Below are 19,237 nucleotides of genomic sequence, written 5' to 3' on the forward strand. Positions count from 1 at the left end.
CGCCAGCAGTATTGCGAACCAATCATGGTGGTCAGTTGCGCTTCGGTCTGCGCTACCATATCCACCCCGGCGTTGACGCTGGCGACGTTTTTCTCGATAAGCGCGGCGATCTCCTTTGCCGCTGACGCGGAGTGCTGGGCCAGATTACGCACCTCGGCAGCCACCACCGCAAAACCGCGTCCAGCTTCACCGGCGCGGGCCGCTTCCACCGCGGCGTTGAGCGCCAGAATATTGGTCTGGAAGGCGATCCGGTCGATCACCGCGATGATATCGACGATCTGGCCGTTATCCTTTGATACCGACTGCATCACGCCGATGGTTTGCTTCATCACGGCTTCGCCACGGTACGCGCTGGCGCTGGTCTGGTCCGCCATCTGGATAGCCTGTTCTGCCGTATCTGCGGTCTGCTGAACCGCGCTGGCTATCTCTTCCACTGCCGCGGCCGTCTGCTGCAGATCGTCCGCCGTCTCTTCGGATCGCGCCTGCAGGGCATCGCCTTCCTTCGCCACCTGCTGGCTGATAGCGCGGATGCCGCTGATTTGCGTTCCTACATCATCCACCAGCGAATTGAGGTTTAAACCGGACTGATTAACCAGTCGCATCATTAAGCCTATTTCGTCGACACGTTCAAAATGGGTATAGTCCGTTTTGCGCCCGGAAACCACGCACTGCATCTTTTTGACAATGGTTTTTAACGGGCGACAAATCTGGGCATTAAGAAACAAGCCCTGCAAAATAAAGAGGAGCCCCAGCGCCGCAATTTGAATTAATCCGCCGGGGAGAGATAAAGAAACGACAAAGGCGAGCAGGGCGGTTATCCCAAGGGAGTAATTAATCCGTTTTGCCGTGCTGAGCCGTTTGAAAAGCGAGAGAAAGGAAAATAGACCCCGACGAACCAGCACCCCTTTATAAAAGCGGTGGCCTTTTACCTGATTATTACGCACCCGCTCATAGAGCGCTTCACTGGCATCTATCTCATGGCGCGCGGGAATATTGCGTACCGAGATATAGCCGGTAAGCGTGTCATTCTGATAAACCGGCGTGACGTTGGCGCGCACCCAGTAGTGATCCCCGTTATGGCGGCGGTTCTTCACCAGTCCCGTCCAGCTCTCCCCCTCGTGCAGGGTAAACCACATATCGGCAAACGCCTCTGCAGGCATATCCGGGTGGCGGATCACATTATGAGGTTCACCAATAAGATGTTCTTCTTTATAACCGCTGGCATCAATAAAGGCTGAGTTCGCGTAAGTAATATGGCTCTGGATATCGGTGGTCGACATTAAGGTCGAGCCTTCGTTAAGCAAATACTCGTTTTGTGTAACGTGATTGTTACGCCTCATAAATAACTCCGGGGTGATGTCTGCGTAAAGCGAAGCCGCCCAAAAAAGTTCAGGCAAGGTAAAATTGTTATTCTTAAATATTACGACGGGCGTATTCTCCACAAAATTTAAAAAATTATAAAGCGCCTGAATTAACTATTTTTTTCAGTCTCATGTTGGCTCATGTAATAAAAATGCAATTAATAAATTGCAGGCGAAAAACAGAGCGGTAAATAAATCGACTTAAGCCAAATGAAAAGGGGTTAATCAAGCCATGATGTAAATCACACCTTTCGAAATAGCGTTTCATTAACAAGGATAAAACATTATCATGGTTAATAACGGTTATCCGATCAACAGGTGAGACGATGAAAATTAATATTATTGGCACCAGCGGTAGCGGCAAAAGCACGCTCGCCCGCCGGATCGCCACGGAACTGGCGCTGCCCTGTATCGAAATGGATACCCTCTACTGGCTTCCGGAGTGGCAGGGCACCCCGGACGATATTCTCGTTGCGAAGCTGGAAGCCGCCCTCAACGTGACCCCTGGCTGGGTGCTGGACGGCAACTATAACCGCACCCGGCCCATAAAATGGCGCGACGTGGATCTGGTGGTGTGGGTGGATTACGGCCTGGCGCGCACCCTGCGTCAGGCGGTGACGCGGGCGGTAAAGCGCGCCTGGACGCAGCAGGAGCTGTGGCCCGGCACCGGCAACCGGGAGAGCTTTCGCCGCTCCTTTTTGAGTCGCGAGTCGATCCTGCTCTGGACGCTGAAAACCTGGCGCAGCAACCGGGCGCGCTACGAGGCGGATATGCGCAACCCCTCTTATGCCCATATCCGCTTCGTCCGCATCACCACCCGACAACAGGCCGAAGCGCTGCTCGCGGAGCTACGTGCAGCGCGCTAACCCGTCGCGGTATTTCTGAAATATGGCAAACCAAATGTAAATTAATTGTTTCTCAGCGGTGAAATCGCCCCTTAATAATGGCGACATGTTTAATCAAACGAGATTGCAACATGTCCTGGCGAATCAGCATTCTGGATAAAAGTCCTGTCGCAGAACACGAAACGGCCGCCGATGCGCTGGCCCGCACCCTGAGCCTGGCGCAGCAGGCGGAGACGCTGGGTTATCACCGCTTCTGGATTGCCGAACACCACAACACCCCGCAACTGGCGAGCCCGTCCCCGGAGCTGCTGATTGCCTGGATCCTCGGACAGACCCGGCGCATTCGCGTCGGCTCCGGCGGGGTCATGCTGCAACACTACAGCCCCTACAAAGTGGCGGAAAACTTCAACCTGCTGGCGGCCATTGCCCCTGGGCGCGTGGATCTGGGCGTCGGCAAGGCACCCGGCGGACTGCCGCTCTCGACAAAGGCGCTCCAGCTCGGCCTCAATCCGCAGGAGAAGGGCGATTTCGCTACACAGCTGGCGCAGCTGGATGGCTGGATCAACCCAGGTTCAGAGGAGGGGGCGGTGCGTGCCACCCCGCGGCCACAGGTGCCTGCCGCCGGTTTTCTGCTGGGTGCCAGCGTGGAGAGCGCGCGTCTCGCCGCCCGCCTCAACTGGGACTTTGTTTTTGCCGCCCATCTGAATGGCGACCCCGATCTTCTGCGTGAGGTCATTGAGACCTGGCGCGCCCACAGCGCCCGGGATGTCATTGTCGCGGTGCAGGCCATTGTTGCTCCCACACAGGCGCAGGCCGAGTCGCTGGCAAGCGCAGTAGAAGTGTGGGGCGTTGAGCTGGCCAACGGCCAGCGGGTGACCGTCGCCAGCGAAGAGCAGGCCTACGCCTTTGCCCGCCAGGCGAACAGCGAGCCGCTGCGCATCGCTCGTCGCGCTCAGTCCCTGCTGGTGGGCACAGCGGAGTTGGTGCTCGAACAGCTGGAGGCGTTGCATCAGCAGTGGGGTATTGACGAGTTCATCATCGATACCCCGGTGGCCGACGGCGCTGCGCGGGTGCAGTCCCTGCGTCTGCTGGCCCAGGCCCGCCAGCAACGGGAGGTGGCGGTATGAGCCTGGAGCAACAGCTGATCGCCTGGCGCCGCGAGCTGCACCAGAACCCAGAACTCTCCGGGGAAGAAGTCCAGACCACCGCCCGTCTGCGTCAGTGGCTGGGTGACGCCGGGATCGCCATCCTGCCCTATGACCTGCAAACCGGCGTGGTCGCCGAGGTGGGGAGGGGTGAAAAACAGATTGCCCTGCGCGCCGATATCGACGCCCTGCCAATTGAAGAGCGCAGCGGCGTAGCTTTTACCTCCCGGCACCCTGGCGTGATGCACGCCTGCGGCCACGACATTCACACCAGCGTGATCCTCGGCGCCGCCTTGCAGCTGAAAGCGCGGGAAGAGGCGCTCAATGGCCGGGTGCGGATCCTGTTCCAGCCCGCGGAGGAAAACTTCGGCGGCGCCAAAAGCCTGGTGCGCGCCGGTGCCCTGCGCGACCTCAGCGCCATCTTCGGCATGCATAACGAACCCGGTCTGCCGGTGGGACACTTTGCTACCCGCGGCGGCCCGTTCTACGCCAACGTTGACCGCTTTGTGTTGCGCATTACCGGTAAAGGCGCTCACGCCGCCCGTCCTCATGAAGGTCACGACGCCATCGTGACCGCCAGCCAGCTGGTGACGGCCCTGCAAAGCGTTGCCAGCCGCAACGTTAACACCCTCGACTCGGTGGTACTGAGCGTGACGCGCATTACCGGCGGCAACACCTGGAACGTACTGCCGGAGCACGTCGAGCTGGAAGGAACCCTGCGCACCCATCGCACCGAAGTGCAGCAGAACGTGAAGGCCCGGGTAGCTGAGATCGCCGCCGGATTCGCCAGCGCCTTTAATGCGCAGATCGACATCACCTGGTATGCCGGGCCTACCGCGCTGGTCAACGACGCCACCTGGGCCGAGTTTGCCACCTCGGTGGCGCGGGAGACCGGCTACGAGACGCAGCAGGCGGAGCTGCATATGGGCGGGGAGGATTTCGCCGTCTATCTCCAGCAGATCCCCGGTGCCTTTGTCAGCATCGGCAGCGCCAGCCCCTATGGATTGCATCATCCGGCCTTTAACCCGGACGAAGCCCTCATCGCACCCGCCGCGCGCTATTTCGCCCGGCTTGCAGAAAAAGCACTGAATCAACTTTAAGGGTAAGGAGTCACTATGACCGCAACACGACAGCTGCGTCTGGGCACGATATTGCATGGCGCGTCGGGGAATATGTCGGCCTGGCGCCACCCGGCAGCAATCGCCGATGCCAGCATCAATTTTGATTTCGTCAAAGAGACGGCCCTGAAGGCCGAAGCGGGCAAGCTCGACTTTATCTTTGTTGCGGATGGCCTCTACATCAACGAGAAGTCGATCCCGCATTTTCTCAACCGCTTTGAGGCCCTGACCGTGCTGTCGGCGCTGGCGACCGTCACCTCCCGGCTGGGGCTGGTGGGGACATTATCCACCTCCTATAGCGAGCCGTTCACCGTGGCGCGCCAGTTCGCCAGCCTCGATCACCTGAGCCATGGCCGGGCGGGCTGGAATGTGGTCACTTCGCCGCTGGAGGGGTCAGCAAAAAACTTCTCCCGGGATAAGCACCCGGAGCACGCCCTGCGTTACCGCATTGCCGACGAATATCTCGACGTGGTGAAAGGGCTGTGGGACTCCTGGGAGGGCGACGCCTTTGTGCGTAACAAAGCGACCGGGCAGTTCTTCGATCCGCAAAAGCTGCACACCCTCGATCACCACGGGGATTTCTTTAAGGTAGCCGGGCCGCTGAATATTGGCCGCACACCGCAGGGCAGGCCGATTGTCTTCCAGGCTGGGGCCTCGGACGACGGCAAAAGGCTGGCGGCGAAACATGCCGACGCCATCTTTACCCACCATGACACCTTTGACGAAGCCCGGGCGTTCTGGCACGACGTGAAAAGCCAGCTTAAACAGCATGGCCGTCGGGAGGACGAACTGCATATCTTCCAGGGGGTAAGCGTCATCGTCGGGAAAGATGATGACGACGTGGAGCAGCAGTACCAGACCACCGCCGCGCTGGTCTCCATCAACGATGCCCTGAACTATCTTGGCCGTTACTTTGAGCATCACGATTTCAGCCAGTATCCGCTGGACGAGGCCTTCCCGGACATTGGCGACCTGGGGAAAAACAGCTTCCGCAGCACCACCGACGAGATCAAGCGCAACGCCCGGGAGCGCAACTTAACCCTGCGTCAGGTGGCGCTGGAAGCCGCCTCGCCGCGCCCGCGTTTTTCCGGCACCCCGGAGCAGGTGGCCGATGGCTTACAGCAGTGGTTTGAAGGCCATGCGGCGGATGGCTTCATTATTCAGGGCGGTACGCCGGATACCTTCCCGCGCTTTGTTGACCAGGTGGTGCCGCTGTTGCAGGCGCGCGGCCTGTTCCGCACTGAATACCCCGGCACCACCCTGCGCGAGAGTCTGGGTTTAGCGCAGCCCGTTAATCAGTTCACAAAACAATAAGAGAACTTGCCATGAAACAATCATCGCTTATTCTGGCGCTTGCGCTGGCCTTTACCCCTGCCGTCTGGGCAGAGAACGTCACAATTAACGGCACCGGGGTGAGCCTCGAGGCTAACAAAACGCCGATCAACACGGCAAAAAATCCCCTGGCCATCGCCCAGTTGCCCGCCAGTTTTAAACCGGTGGAGCCGGGAAAATTCACCGTGGCGATTGCCGGGCTGAGCCAGCCGCCGCTGACGGTCTTCGCCGATGACAACAAAACCCTGATTGGCAGCGAGGCGGATATCGCCCGTCTGGTGGCCGACAGCCTTGGGCTGGAGCTGAACGTCGTGCCCACCTCCTGGGAAGACTGGCCGCTGGGCGTCGCCTCCGGGAAATACGATGCGGCAATCAGCAACATTACCGTCACCAAAGAACGTAAAGAGAAGTTCGATTTCGCCACCTACCGTAAAGATTCGCTGGGCTTCTACGTGAAATCCACCAGCCCCATCAAGAAACTTGAGAAGGCGGAGGATATCGCCGGGCTGCGGATCATTGTGGGCTCCGGCACCAACCAGGAGGCGATCCTGCTGGCGTGGGATGCGGAGAACCAGAAGAAGGGGCTGAAGCCGTTCACGCCGATCTACACCAAAGATGATGCCGCCCAGACCCTGGCGCTGCAGTCCGGTCGCGCGGATGCCTATTTTGGCCCGAACGTGATTGGCGCATGGAAAGCGGCTCTGAACGGTAAAACCAAACTGGTGGGCAGCGTGGATGGCGGCTGGCCGAAAGCGGCGCACATCGCCGTGACCCTGAAAAAAGGCAGTGGTCTGGCGGAACCGGTGCAGACCGCCCTCAACGGCGTGATCAAGAACGGCGACTACGACAAGGTGCTGAACCGCTGGGGTGAAGGTGTGGAACGCATTCCTCATTCGGAAGTTAACCCGGCTGGTCTTGGCGACTAAGGAGAACCTATGAGCGACCTTTTTCGTGACGTTTCGCCGGAGGATGCCGATCTTCAGCCCATTATTAACGGGCTGTTCGGAGAATACGCGGCGCGCTACGGGGACTACTTCTCTAAAGATGCCGAGGTGGAACTGACCGAGTGGTATCTGGCGCCCCAGGGGCTGTTTATCGTGCTGGAGCGCGACGGAAAGATTATCGCCACCGGGGCCTATAAGCCTTACGACGCGCAGACCGCCGAGATCAAACGTATCTGGACCGACAAATCCTTGCGCCAGCAGGGGCTTGCCGCCAGGGTAGTGCAGGAGCTGGAGCGCCGGGCGAGGCTTGCCGGTTACAGCCAGATCTACCTCACCACCGGCTTTCGTCAGCCGGAAGCGGTGCGGCTCTACCTGAGCCAGGGCTACACGGCGCAGTTCGATCTTAACCGCGACCCGGAAGAGTACAGCCAGCCGCCGTTCGACGGGCGGCTGCGTTTCACCAAAACGCTGGTACGCGAAGCGTTCAGTAAATCAGCTTGAGGAACGACGATGAACAACGTTGAAACCATCAAAGTGGTCCCGGCGCGCTATCCGCTGCGCACCGTGGGAGCGATTGTTGCGCTGTTTGTGCTGGCGGTGGTCATTCAGTCGGTGGCCTTTAACCCGCGCTGGGAGTGGGCGGTGTTTGCCCGCTGGTTCTTCGACCCGGTGATCCTCGAAGGGGTGGGGCAGACGCTGCTCCTGACGCTGATCGGCACCGTACTTAGCGTGGTGTTTGGCGGCGTGCTGGCGCTGGCGCGGTTGTCCTCCTCGTGGCTGTTGAGCAGCCTCGCCTGGGGCTATATCTGGCTGTTCCGCTCCCTGCCGCTGATTGTGGTGCTGATCGTTCTCTACAACTTCTCCTATCTCTACGACACGCTGTCGCTCGGCGTGCCGTTTACCGGCATCACCTGGGGCAGCTTTGAGACCATCAACGTGCTGGGGCAGTTTTCAACGGCGGTGGTCGGGCTGACGCTGGTGCAGAGCGCCTATACCGCGGAGATCATTCGCGGCGGCTTCTTAGGGGTAGATCACGGCCAGTATGAAGCGGCAGCCGCGCTGGGTTTACCGGCCTCACGCCGCACCCTGCGTATCATTCTGCCTCAGGCGCTGCGCACCATTTTGCCTTCCGGGTTTAACGAAATCATCAGCCTCGCCAAGGGCACTGCGATGGTCTACGTCCTGGCCATGCCGGAGCTGTTCTACACCATCCAGATGATCTACAACCGCACCCAGGAGGTGATCCCGCTGCTGATGGTCGGTGCCGTCTGGTATCTGGTGATCACTACCGTGCTCTCGGCCATTCAGCATCTGGTTGAGCGAGGCCTGGCCCGTAGCGAGCGCCGTTCGGCGGTAAACAGCTCCCGCGCCACCCGTACCCGTTCCGTTACCACCCCAACCACACAGGAGCCCGTCCATGCCAGCCTCTCCTGAAGGACATATTTCGATTACCGGTGTGAGCAAGTTCTTTGGCCGCCACAAGGCGCTGGATAACGTCTCGCTGGAGATCCCGCCCGGCTCGGTAACGGTGATCCTCGGCCCGTCCGGCTCGGGCAAATCGACCCTGTTGCGCACCATCAACCACCTGGAGCGGGTTGACGAAGGTTTTATCCAGATTGACGGGGATTACATCGGCTATCGCCGGGAGGGCAACACGCTGTACGAGCTGAAAGAGAAGGCGATCCTCAAACAGCGGGTCAACGTCGGCTACGTGTTCCAGAACTTCAACCTCTTCCCGCACCTGACGGTGCTGGAAAACCTGATTGAGGCGCCCATCGCCCACAAACAGCTGAGCCGTAAAGAGGCCGTCGAGCGGGCTTACGAACTGCTCGACGTGGTGGGGCTGCGGGATAAAGCCGACGCCTGGTCGCGCCACCTTTCCGGCGGGCAGCAGCAGCGCATCGCCATTGCCCGGGCGCTGGCGTTGCGTCCGCGGGTGATGCTGTTTGATGAACCGACCTCGGCGCTGGACCCCGAACTCGTTGGCGAGGTGCTGGATGTGATCAAAAAGCTGGCCCGCTCCGGCACGACGCTGGTGGTGGTGACCCATGAGATCGGCTTCGCCCGGGAAGTGGCGGACCAGGTGGTGTTTATGGTCGACGGCAAAATCGTGGAGCAGGGCAGCAGCGACGAGGTGTTGAACCGACCGTCACACGCCCGAACGCGGCAGTTCCTGTCCAAAGTGCTGTAAGGAGAAAAGATGAAAAAGGAAGTACTGGCGTTACTCATGGTGGTATCCACAAGCCACGCCGCAATTGATTTACAGGCCAACGAACAGCCACTACCGGTGACGGTGGATAAACAGGCGGTGGCGAAGATCCCCGCTAACTACAAATTTGTTGAGCCCGGAACGTTAACCGTCGCCATTTCGGCGCTCAACTCGCCGCCGCTGGCATTGCTGGCAAGCGATAACCGCACCCGCATCGGCAGCGATCCGGATATCGCCAGGCTGCTGGCGGGCAGTCTCGGTCTGAAGCTCAAGCTGGTGCCGACCGCGTGGGAGGACTGGCCGCTGGGCATCACCTCGGGGCGCTACGACGTGGCGCTGGTGAACATTGCGGTGACCGAGCAGCGTAAACAGAAGTTTGATTTTGCCACCTATCGCGTCGATAACCTGGCCTTCTCGGTAAAATCCACCAGCGAGGTGCAGTCGATTAAAAGCGCCGCCGATCTGTCAGGTAAAAAAGTGATTGTCGGCTCCGGCACTAACCAGGAGCGCATTCTGCTGGGCTGGAACGAGGAGAACAAGAACGCCGGGCGCGAGCCTGCGCTGCCGGTCTACCTGACCGACGACGCCTCCGGCAATCTCTATATCCAGTCCGGCAGAGCGGATGTCTTCTTCGGCCCGCAGTCGGTCTCGGCTTACAAAGCGGCGCTGACCGGCAAAACCCGGGTGGTGGGCTTAGGGCCGAAGAAGGCGTATGTGGCGACCACGACCAAAAAGGGGAACGGACTGGTGTATGCCTTACAGGCCGCTCTCGACGGGGCGATCCAGCGGGGGGAGTACCACAAGGTGCTGGCGCGCTGGGGCGAGCAGGGCGAAGCGGTGACGCAGTCGGAGGTCAATCCGCCAGGCATCACCTACTGATGCTGCTCTACACTTAGGGTTTTGACCCTGAAGTGGAGCGATCATGATCAAAGTGTATGGCGTACCGGGCTGGGGTTCAGCCATCAGTGAGGTGATGCTGACCCTCGCCGACATTCCGTATCAGTTTATCAACGTCGACGGGTTTGATAAGCCGGGGGCAACCCGTGAGCTGCTGGAAAAACTCAACCCGCTGTGTCAGGTGCCAACCCTCGAGCTGGAAAATGGCGAAATCATGACGGAGACGGCGGCGATCGCGCTGATGATCCTCGATCGCTGTCCGGATCTTGCGCCTCCGGTTGGACGCGCGGAGCGCCAGCAGTTTCAGCGCCTGCTGATCTGGCTGGTAGCCAACGTCTATCCCACCTTTACTTATGCCGACTACCCGGAGCGCTGGGCACCGGACGCCCCGGAGCAGTTACAGCAAAACTGCCGTGAATACCGGAAATCGCTCTACCTGTGGCTGGATAATCACCTGAAAGCCACCCCGTATGCTTTTGGCGAGCAGATCACGCTGGTGGACTGCTACCTGTGCGTGATGCGCACCTGGGGTCCGCGCCCGGACTGGTTTGCCGCCAACACGCCGAAGATCACGGCCATCGCCGATAGCGTGTGCAAGCTCCCGAAACTGCACAAGGTGCTAAAAGACAACACTATTCTCTGCTAGTCTGGAATGCTCATTCAAAAGGAGCCCTGCACATGCCACACGTTGATATTAAATGTTTTCCCCGCGACCTGAACCACGAACAAAAAAACGCCCTGGCAGCGGATATCGCCGAGGTGATTACCCGTCATCTGAACAGTAAAGATCGCGCCATTTCCGTGGCCCTGAACGAAGTCGCAGAAGCCGACTGGAAAGCGCAGGTCTGGGATACGGAGATTGGCCCGAAGCTGGATGAGTTGATTAAGAAGCCGGGTTATTCGATGTAAGCCTTTTGCCCGGCCTGCGTGTACTGTACCCGTGTAGGCCGGGTAAGGCGCAGCCGCCACCCGGCGATTCACACATACAGCTCCGGATGTTCCTCCAGCATCGCCAGCATATTATCCCGAATCTCATCCTGCGCCCCGGCCATCCACACCGCCTCCAGCGGCATCCCCATCTGCTCCGCGCCGTTCAGCTGCACAAATTTCACGCCCGGCATCAGATAGCGACTGCTCCAGGCGGGCACAATCGCCAGCCCAATGCCCGCCGCCACCAGGTTGATAATGGTCTGCTTCTCGTCCGCCATCTGTGACACTGTCACTTCAATGCCCGCGTTATGAAAGAGATTCATGGTCAGGTCGTGGCTGTGCGGACGCGAGCGCCGCTCCGGCAGGATCATCGGCATCCCTTCCAGTTCCGCGATATCGACCCTCTCCCGGTCGGCAAACGGATGGCTGGCGGGCAGGGCGAGAATTCCCGGCTCATTGCATAAAAATGCCCGGCCAAACTGGGCGTCGAGCTGCGCGGGCGGGCGGATAAAGACCAGATCCAGCCTGCCGCTTTTCAGCTTCGGCAGCAGATGCACGGTCTTATCTTCGAACAGCTGGATCTCCACATCCGGGTAGTGCTGGCGGAAGAGTTGCAGCAGTCCGGGCAGCAAACCGATGGCCGCGCTGTCGATGGTGCCGACGCGCAAAAGCGGCTGCGACCGGCGTGGATTTTGACGAAATTGCAACATAATCGCGTCGGCATGGGCGAGCAGCTTTCGTGCCTCTTCCCGCAGCAAGACGCCATTCTCCGTCAGCGCTACCCGGCGGGTCGAGCGGGTAAATAGCCGCGTGCCAAGTGCCTCTTCTAAAAGACGAATATTCCTTCCCAGGGCGGAGGGCAGCATATCCAGGCGCTGGGCCGCCTGACCGAAATGCAGGGTTTCGGCTACCGCCAGAAAACAGCGCAGGTGTTGTAGTTCCATTTTGGCTCGCTCGCGATTATTGCATTTTTTTGTATAAACCGATGCGCATGATCATGCAAGAAATATCAGCATACTCATCAGGGCAGCCCGACTGCGTACCCTACAAAATAATTATGAGGAACACCTCACATGACCTGCACAATCGAACAACGGGTAATGCGCAAAATCACCTTGCGCATCGTACCCTTCATCATGCTGTTGTACTTCATCGCCTTCCTCGACCGCGTGAATATCGGTTTCGCGGCGCTCACCATGAACGCCGACCTCGGCTTCTCCCCGGCAGTGTTTGGCTTCGGCGCCGGGATCTTCTTCCTCGGCTATTTTCTGTTTGAGGTGCCCTCCAACCTGATCCTGCATAAGGTCGGGGCGCGCATCTGGATTGCCCGGGTGATGATCACCTGGGGGCTGGTCTCCGGCGGCATGGCCTTCGTGCAGGGTACCACCAGCTTCTACACCCTGCGTTTTCTGCTTGGTGTGGCGGAAGCGGGCTTCTTCCCGGGGATCATCCTCTACTTAAGCTACTGGTTCCCGGCGCAAAAGCGCGCCCAGGTGACGGCCATCTTTATGGCGGCGGCGCCTATCTCCACCGCCCTCGGCTCGCCCATCTCCGCGGCGCTGCTGGAGATGCACGGCATGATGGGCTTTGCCGGTTGGCAGTGGATGTTTGTCCTCGAAGCAGTACCGGCGGTGATCCTCGGCGTGGTGGTGCTGTTCTGGCTCACCGATCGCCCGGAAAAGGCGAAATGGCTCAGCGAAGAGGAGCGCGGCTGGCTGATTGCCACCCTGCAACGCGAGCAGGCGGCAAAACAGGCCACGGCGCAGCATAGCGTCTGGAAGGGGCTGCTGGATAAACGCGTTCTCGCGCTGTCGCTGGTCTACTTCGGCACCTCCGCCGGGCTCTACACCCTGGGTATCTGGTCGCCGCAGATCATCAAAACCCTCGGCGTCTCCTCCATGACCGTTGGCCTGCTCAATGCAATCCCTGCGGTGCTGGCGGTAGCAGCGATGGTGCTCTGGGCGCGTCATTCCGACAGAACCGGTGAGCGCTCCTGGCACGTGATTGCCGCCTGCATCGTGGCTGCGGCAGGGCTGTTTATGGCGGGCAGCACGGCGAGCATCGTTGGGGTGATCCTCGCCCTGACCATCGTTAACTGCGGTATCAGCGCCTCCAAGCCACCGCTGTGGAGCATGCCAACCCTGTTCCTTTCCGGTTCGGCAGCGGCGGCGGGGATCGCCACCATCAACTCCCTCGGCAACCTGGGCGGCTTCGTCGGCCCGTTCATGATTGGCCTGATTAAGCAACAGACCGGCAGTTATACCTGGGGACTGTGGTTTGTCGCCGGGCTGCTGATCCTCTCTTCACTGGTGGTGCTGTGGCTTTCGGCGTCCAGCCGCAAGGCGCAGGCCAACGAAACATTAATTCAGTCAAAACATTAATTTAAGGAAAAAACCATGAAAGATTACGCCATTGCAGCCATCCCCGCAGACGGTATCGGCCCGGAAGTGATCACCGCAGGCGTTGAGGTCTTACACGCGCTGGCCCAGCGTCAGGGAGATATGCGTTTCTCAGTACATACCTTCGAGTGGGGCTCGGACTACTACAAAACCCACGGCGTGATGATGCCGGAGGATGGCCTGGAGCAGTTAAAAGCCTTTGATGCCATCTATTTTGGCGCGGTGGGCGCGCCGGACGTGCCGGATCACATCACCCTGTGGGGGCTGCGCCTGCCGATCTGCCAGGGCTTTGATCAGTATGCCAACGTGCGGCCAACCAAAATTCTGCCGGGCATTCAGTCCCCGCTGCGCAAGGCGGTACCCGGCACCCTCGACTGGGTGATCGTGCGTGAGAACTCGGAAGGGGAATATTCCGGCCACGGCGGTCGTGCGCACCGCGGCCTGCCGGAAGAGGTGGGCACCGAGGTGGCGATCTTCACCCGCACCGGGGTAACGCGCATTATGCGCTACGCCTTCCGCCTGGCGCAGTCCCGTCCGCGTAAGTTGTTAACCGTTGTCACCAAGTCCAACGCCCAGCGCCACGGGATGGTGATGTGGGATGAGATCGCTGCCGAAGTCGCCCGCGAATTCCCGGACGTCACCTGGGACAAGATGCTGGTGGATGCCATGACCGTGCGCATGACCCTGCATCCTGAATCGCTGGATACCATCGTGGCAACCAACCTGCACGCCGATATCCTCTCCGACCTGGCGGGGGCGCTGGCGGGCAGTCTGGGGGTTGCGCCGACCGCCAATATCGACCCGGAGCGGCGTTTCCCGTCGATGTTCGAACCGATCCACGGCTCGGCGTTTGATATCACCGGTAAAGGCATCGCCAACCCGGTCGCCAGCTTCTGGACTGCGGCGCAGATGCTGGAGCATCTGGGGGAAGGGGAAGCCGCTGCACGCCTGATGGCGGCGGTGGAGCGGGTCTGCGCCGAAGGGATCATGACCCCCGACGTGGGCGGCACGTCCAACACCCGCGAGGTCACCCAGGCGGTGATCCGCGCCATTGCAGAAGGCTGATCTATGGCACAACACGACGACAGCGCCCTGCGAGGGGCGCTTACTGAGATCTTCATGGCGGCGGTGAAAAGCGCCGACCCCCATGAGGCGCTGATTAACGCCCTGCCGGCGAAACCGCGCGGGCGCTGCATTGTGGTGGGCGCCGGGAAAGCCAGCGCCGCCATGGCCGCCGCGCTGGAGGCCGCCTGGCCGGATGTGGATCTGCAGGGCGTGGTGGTAACGCGTTACGGGCACGCTGTGCCGACAGAAAAAATCCGTATCGTCGAGGCGGCGCACCCGGTATCCGATGCCATGAGCGAAGTGGCCTCAATGCTGATGATGGAGCAGGTGAAGCACCTCACCGCCGACGACTGCGTGATCGCGCTAATCTCCGGCGGGGGATCGTCCCTGCTGGCCCTCCCGCGCCAGGGCATCACCCTGGCCGACAAGCAGGCGGTGAACAAAGCGCTGTTGAAGAGCGGGGCGACCATCAACGAGATGAACACGGTGCGCAAGCAGCTCTCGGACATCAAAGGCGGACGTCTGGCGCTGGCGGCGCTGCCTGCCCGGGTGATTACGCTTATCATCAGCGACGTACCGGGTGACGATCCCCAGAGCATCGCCTCCGGCCCGACGGTGGCGGACAGCTCCACGCCAGAAGAGGCGCTGGAGATTATCGCCCGCTATGGCCTGAAACTGCCGGAACCGGTAATGCGCGTGCTTCGCACCTCGCGCGCCCCGGTGACGACAGCAGAGATTGACGAGGATATCCGCCTGATCGCCACCCCCTCCGGCGCGCTGGCCGCTGCCGCAGCGGTGGCGCAGAAGATGGGATACACCCCGCTGATCCTGGGGGATGCGCTGGAGGGGGAAAGCGCGCAATTAGGCATTATCATGGCCGGGATTGCGAAATCCGTGAAACAGCACGGCCTGCCGGTAAAAGGCCCGGCGGTGCTGCTGAGCGGTGGAGAGACCACGGTGACGATTGGCGACACGGGATGTGGCCGCGGCGGGCGCAACACCGAGTTCCTTCTGGCGCTGGCCTGTGCGCTGAAGGGCGAGGCGGGGATTTACGCCATCGCCGGGGACAGCGACGGGATTGACGGCACCGAGGATGCGGCGGGAGCAATTGTCACGCCAGATACGCTGGCTCGCACTAATCTGGATGCTAAGACGATGCTGCGCGGGCATGACAGCTACAACTACTTTGCCGCCGCGGGCGATCTGGTGGTAACCGGCCCGACATTAACCAACGTGAATGATATCCGGGTAATAGTGATCGCCTGACAGGAGCAATGCCGGGCGGCGCTGCGCTTGCCCGGCCTGGAACGGCACCGGCCCCGTAGGCCGGGTAAGGCGCAGCCGCCACCCGGCGTTGTTGCGCGTTCTGATTCCCTCACCGTAAATCACCCGTCCCCCCTTTGACAGGGCACTACACTGATCTACATACCTGCACGCGCTAACCCAGCGCGTGTTTGTCATGTCCATAAAATAAGGATGCATCATGATCCGGTCCATTCCTCTCGAACGTTATCGCAACATCGGAATCTCAGCGCATATTGATGCCGGTAAAACCACCACCACCGAGCGCATCCTCTTCTATACCGGGGTGAGCCATAAGATGGGGGAGGTCCACGATGGTGCGGCGATCACCGACTGGATGGCGCAGGAGCAGGAGCGGGGGATTACTATCACCTCGGCGGCGGTAAGCTGCTTCTGGTCTGGCATGGATCGCAGCTATGAGCCGCACCGGATCAATATCATCGACACCCCCGGGCACGTCGATTTCACCATTGAGGTGGAGCGCTCCATGCGGGTGCTGGACGGGGCGGTAATGGTCTACGACTCGGTGGGGGGCGTACAGCCACAGTCGGAAACCGTCTGGCGGCAGGCCAATAAATACCGGGTGCCGCGTATCGCCTTCGTCAACAAAATGGACCGTCCGGGGGCCGATTTCTTCCACGTGGTGCAGATGATGATCGACCGGCTGAAAGCGCACCCGGTGCCGATTGTGATCCCCATCGGCGCGGAGGAGCATTTCACCGGCGTGGTCGATCTGATCAAGATGCGGGCTATCATCTGGGATGACGCCACCCAGGGGATGACCTTTACCTATGCCCCGGTGCCGGATGCGCTACAGGCCACTGCCCGGACCTGGCGGGATAAAATGGTCTCTGCGGCGGCGGAGGCCAGCGACGACCTGATGGATAAATACCTCGACACCAACGAGCTCGACGAGGCAGAAATTATCCGCGGCTTGCGCAAACGGACGGTGGCTGGCGAGATCCAACCGATGCTCTGCGGCAGCGCCTTTAAAAACAAAGGGGTGCAGCGAATGCTCGATGCGGTGATTGAGCTGATGCCGTCCCCCCTCGACGTGCCCGCTATCGACGGCGTGGATGAAAAAGGCCAGCACGCTGAGCGTCACCCCAACGATGACGAACCCTTCTCGGCGCTGGCGTTCAAGCTGATGTCCGACCCCTATGTCGGTCAACTGACTTTTATCCGCGTCTACTCCGGGGTGCTGAAAAAAGGTGACGCGGTCTTTAACCCGGTGAAGGGCAAAAAAGAGCGCATCGGGCGTATCGTCCTGATGCATGCCAACGACCGTCACGACGTCGAGGAGCTGCGCACCGGGGATATTGCCGCCTGCGTCGGGCTGAAAGATGTCACCACCGGCGACACCCTGACCGACCCCAACGCCGTCATCACCCTTGAGCGGATGGAGTTCCCGGACCCGGTGATCTCCCTCTCCATCGAGCCGAAAACCAAAGCTGACCAGGAGAAGATGGGCATCGCCCTGCATCGTCTGGCGGCGGAAGATCCCTCCTTCCATCTGCATACCGATGAAGAATCCGGCCAGACCATTATCTCCGGAATGGGCGAACTGCATCTGGAGATCATCGTCGACCGCATGAAGCGCGAGTTTGGCGTCGAAGCCAATATTGGCCGCCCGCAGGTGACCTACCGGGAAACCATCCGCAAAGCGGTGAACGACGTTGAGGGCAAGTTTGTCCGCCAGTCCGGCGGCAAAGGGCAGTACGGCCACGTGGTGCTGAGCCTTGAGCCGCAGGAGCAGGGCAGCGGCTTTACGTTTGTCGATGCCACCAAAGGCGGGGTGGTGCCCCGGGAGTATATTCCATCGGTGGAGAAAGGGCTGCGGGAAGCGATGAACAGCGGCGTGCTGGCGGGCTACCCGGTGGTGGATATCAAAGCGACCCTGACATTCGGCTCTTATCACGATGTCGACTCCTCGGAGATGGCCTTCCGCATGGCGGCGATCTTTGGTTTTAAGGACGCAGCGCGCAAGGCCGATCCGGTGATTCTGGAGCCGATGATGCACGTCGAGGTCGAAACCCCGGAAGAGTACGCCGGGAACATTATGGGCGATCTCTCCTCCCGGCGCGGGCTGGTGCAGGGGATGGAGGAGCAGTTCGGCAGCCAGATTATCCGCGCCGACGTGCCGCTGGCGGAGATGTTCGGCTACGCCACTACGCTGCGCTCCATGTCCCAGGGGCGGGCAACCTACAGCATGGAGTTCCACCACTACGCCGAAGCGCCGCGCATCGTCGCCGATGAGATCATTGCCGGACGGTCGAAAAAGTAGGCCCGTGGGGTGAACCATGAAGCGTCTGCATTATGCTCTCGCCGCACTCATGGCACCCCTTACGCTGCTGGGGTGCGTGGTGATGTCCGGCACCAGCAAAACCGATTTTGCCGCCACCCGGCAGGCGGATATGGTTTTTATCGGCCTGCCTGCGCCGCTGAACTGGCTTGCGGCCGGGATGCAGGGCACCACTTTCCCGGTCTCAAGCCAACTGTCCCTCACCGCCGCCCACGTCGCGGTGCCGCTGCTGAAGCCGGTCAGAGCCCAGCATCCGGTCTGCGATGTGGCGGTCATTGCCGATAACAACCGCGGCAAGATCGTGCATCAGCTTGCCTGGGCGCGGGCTGGACGCAACGTCACCCTGTTTGGCTACAGCGCCATAAACAGCCTGCCCAAATCCAGCCGGGGTAAGATCGACGGCTTCGCTAAGCGCAAAGGCTGCTACTACGGCATCATCACCGGGGCGGGGGCGGTGTCGGGCATGTCCGGGGGGCCGGTGATAGACAGCCTGACCGGGGAGACGGTGGGGATCATTACCAACGTCATCCCCGGCAAAGGGGCAGTGGCTTTCGTGGCGGTACAGGATTTTACCAACCTGCTGGACCGGATGCGGATCCCTTATAAGACCTATTAGAAGATATTGACTACAGTGCAGGACCTGCAACGCCGGGTGGCGGCTGCGCCTTACCCGGCCTACGTGTCCCGTGCTCATGTAGGCCCGTGCAAGCGCAGCGCCGCCGGGCAAAATCCGGCACCTGAGAAACACTGGTTATTTCACTCAGGCGCTTTCACCTGCTTCCCGCTGGTCACAAAGGTGCCTGCGCCCAGGTGGTGCAGGGTGTTGCGTTTATCATCGTCAAACTGCCAGCGTCCGGCCACGAACGTCCGTTCATCGGCGGCGGCTGAGACCACCTCGCCAAACAGGGTGTCATACTTTTCTGCCGCCGAGGTGGCGGGCAGCAGACGGCACTCCATCCACGCCAGGCACTTCTCTTCAATTACCGGCAGCCCCAGCACCGGACCGTTAATCACCGGAATCCCGTAGCAGTTGAACTTATCCTCCTCGCGCCCGCTGACGCTGCCCACGGCATAGGTCCAGTTGGTGGCCGCCACGCCGGGCACCACGATCCCGAACATGCCGCTGTGCTCAATCAGCTCACGCGACCAGGCGCTTTTATCCACCACGATGGCGATCCGCGGCGGCTCGAACTCCACCGGCATCGACCAGGCGGCGGCCATGACGTTGCGGCGGTCCAGGCTGTCGTCGCGGCTGGTGATCAGGATGGTCGGGCCGTGATTTAACAGGCGGCTGGCGTGCATTAACTCAACGGGGCGGAAGTGGCTCATAGAAATTCCTCATCAATAGCATCAGAGCATTAAACGTCTGAAAGCCATCGGAAATCAAT

Annotated in this window: 16 protein-coding genes and 2 pseudogenes; 15 read left to right on the plus strand and 3 right to left on the minus strand. The window is 60.4% G+C overall.

The window, feature by feature from the left end:
* Window positions 1-20 precede the first annotated feature (20 nt).
* Window positions 21-1,340: pseudogene (locus tag C3406_RS09675) on the minus strand (methyl-accepting chemotaxis protein); the annotation flags it as partial.
* 347 nt (window positions 1,341-1,687) lie between these two features.
* Between C3406_RS09675 and C3406_RS09680 the strand changes: the two are divergent.
* The 10 genes and pseudogenes from C3406_RS09680 (at window position 1,688) to pptA (ending at window position 10,760) form a co-directional block, all read left to right on the plus strand.
* Complete coding sequence (locus tag C3406_RS09680) at window positions 1,688-2,227, plus strand: P-loop NTPase family protein (RefSeq protein ID WP_103822032.1); 540 nt, start codon at window positions 1,688-1,690, stop codon at window positions 2,225-2,227.
* Between the two features lie 110 nt (window positions 2,228-2,337).
* A complete protein-coding gene (locus C3406_RS09685) occupies window positions 2,338-3,333 on the plus strand; it encodes an LLM class flavin-dependent oxidoreductase (protein WP_103822031.1) in 996 nt (331 codons plus the stop codon).
* The gene (locus C3406_RS09690; protein ID WP_103822030.1) at window positions 3,330-4,451 is read left to right on the plus strand and encodes an amidohydrolase; all 1,122 of its coding nucleotides are present in this window, start codon (window positions 3,330-3,332) and stop codon (window positions 4,449-4,451) included. Before C3406_RS09685 ends, C3406_RS09690 begins: the two co-directional genes overlap by 4 nt.
* 15 nt (window positions 4,452-4,466) lie before the next feature.
* Window positions 4,467-6,727 (plus strand): annotated as a pseudogene (locus C3406_RS26470) (NtaA/DmoA family FMN-dependent monooxygenase).
* A gap of 9 nt (window positions 6,728-6,736) precedes the next feature.
* A complete protein-coding gene (locus tag C3406_RS09705; RefSeq protein WP_103822027.1) occupies window positions 6,737-7,246 on the plus strand; it encodes a GNAT family N-acetyltransferase in 510 nt (169 codons plus the stop codon).
* A gap of 9 nt (window positions 7,247-7,255) precedes the next feature.
* Window positions 7,256-8,179 carry an amino acid ABC transporter permease gene (locus C3406_RS09710; RefSeq protein ID WP_103822026.1) on the plus strand — a complete coding sequence of 308 codons (924 nt, stop codon included), beginning with the start codon at window positions 7,256-7,258 and terminating at the stop codon, window positions 8,177-8,179.
* Complete coding sequence (locus C3406_RS09715) at window positions 8,163-8,936, plus strand: amino acid ABC transporter ATP-binding protein (RefSeq protein WP_103822025.1); 774 nt, start codon at window positions 8,163-8,165, stop codon at window positions 8,934-8,936. The genes C3406_RS09710 and C3406_RS09715 overlap by 17 nt, the downstream gene beginning before the upstream one ends.
* A gap of 9 nt (window positions 8,937-8,945) precedes the next feature.
* A complete protein-coding gene (locus C3406_RS09720) occupies window positions 8,946-9,833 on the plus strand; it encodes a transporter substrate-binding domain-containing protein (protein WP_103822024.1) in 888 nt (295 codons plus the stop codon).
* A gap of 43 nt (window positions 9,834-9,876) precedes the next feature.
* Window positions 9,877-10,497, plus strand: a complete 621-nt coding sequence (locus tag C3406_RS09725; RefSeq protein WP_103822023.1) for a glutathione S-transferase family protein — start codon at window positions 9,877-9,879, stop codon at window positions 10,495-10,497.
* Window positions 10,498-10,529: 32 nt separating this feature from the next.
* The gene (gene pptA / locus C3406_RS09730; RefSeq protein ID WP_103822022.1) at window positions 10,530-10,760 is read left to right on the plus strand and encodes a tautomerase PptA; all 231 of its coding nucleotides are present in this window, start codon (window positions 10,530-10,532) and stop codon (window positions 10,758-10,760) included.
* A 68-nt stretch (window positions 10,761-10,828) separates the two neighbouring features.
* On the opposite strand, the gene C3406_RS09735 is transcribed toward pptA, so the two are convergent.
* Entirely contained in the window at window positions 10,829-11,725 is an 897-nt protein-coding gene (locus tag C3406_RS09735) for a LysR family transcriptional regulator (RefSeq protein WP_103822021.1), read from the minus strand.
* A gap of 129 nt (window positions 11,726-11,854) precedes the next feature.
* On the opposite strand from C3406_RS09735, the gene C3406_RS09740 reads away from it, so the two are divergent.
* The 5 genes from C3406_RS09740 to C3406_RS09760 all read left to right on the plus strand — a co-directional run bounded on the left by C3406_RS09740 (window position 11,855) and on the right by C3406_RS09760 (window position 18,465).
* The gene (locus tag C3406_RS09740) at window positions 11,855-13,162 is read left to right on the plus strand and encodes an MFS transporter (protein WP_103822020.1); all 1,308 of its coding nucleotides are present in this window, start codon (window positions 11,855-11,857) and stop codon (window positions 13,160-13,162) included.
* Window positions 13,163-13,177: 15 nt separating this feature from the next.
* Window positions 13,178-14,245 carry a tartrate dehydrogenase gene (locus tag C3406_RS09745; RefSeq protein WP_103822019.1) on the plus strand — a complete coding sequence of 356 codons (1,068 nt, stop codon included), beginning with the start codon at window positions 13,178-13,180 and terminating at the stop codon, window positions 14,243-14,245.
* A gap of 3 nt (window positions 14,246-14,248) precedes the next feature.
* Window positions 14,249-15,511 (plus strand): glycerate kinase type-2 family protein, encoded by a 1,263-nt coding sequence (locus C3406_RS09750; protein WP_103822018.1) that lies wholly within the window; start codon window positions 14,249-14,251, stop codon window positions 15,509-15,511.
* A gap of 217 nt (window positions 15,512-15,728) precedes the next feature.
* On the plus strand, window positions 15,729-17,831 hold the full coding sequence (gene fusA / locus C3406_RS09755; protein WP_103822017.1) for an elongation factor G: 2,103 nt from the start codon (window positions 15,729-15,731) through the stop codon (window positions 17,829-17,831).
* Window positions 17,832-17,847: 16 nt separating this feature from the next.
* Window positions 17,848-18,465 (plus strand): serine protease family protein, encoded by a 618-nt coding sequence (locus C3406_RS09760; protein ID WP_103829360.1) that lies wholly within the window; start codon window positions 17,848-17,850, stop codon window positions 18,463-18,465.
* A 140-nt stretch (window positions 18,466-18,605) separates the two neighbouring features.
* Here the strand turns inward: C3406_RS09760 and C3406_RS09765 are convergent, their stop codons facing one another.
* Window positions 18,606-19,178, minus strand: coding sequence for a flavin reductase family protein (locus C3406_RS09765; RefSeq protein ID WP_103822015.1), 573 nt, complete (start codon window positions 19,176-19,178; stop codon window positions 18,606-18,608).
* Between the last annotated feature and the right edge of the window lie 59 nt (window positions 19,179-19,237).

Source organism: Leclercia sp. LSNIH8, from assembly GCF_002920195.1.
Taxonomy (GTDB): Bacteria; Pseudomonadota; Gammaproteobacteria; order Enterobacterales; family Enterobacteriaceae; genus Enterobacter.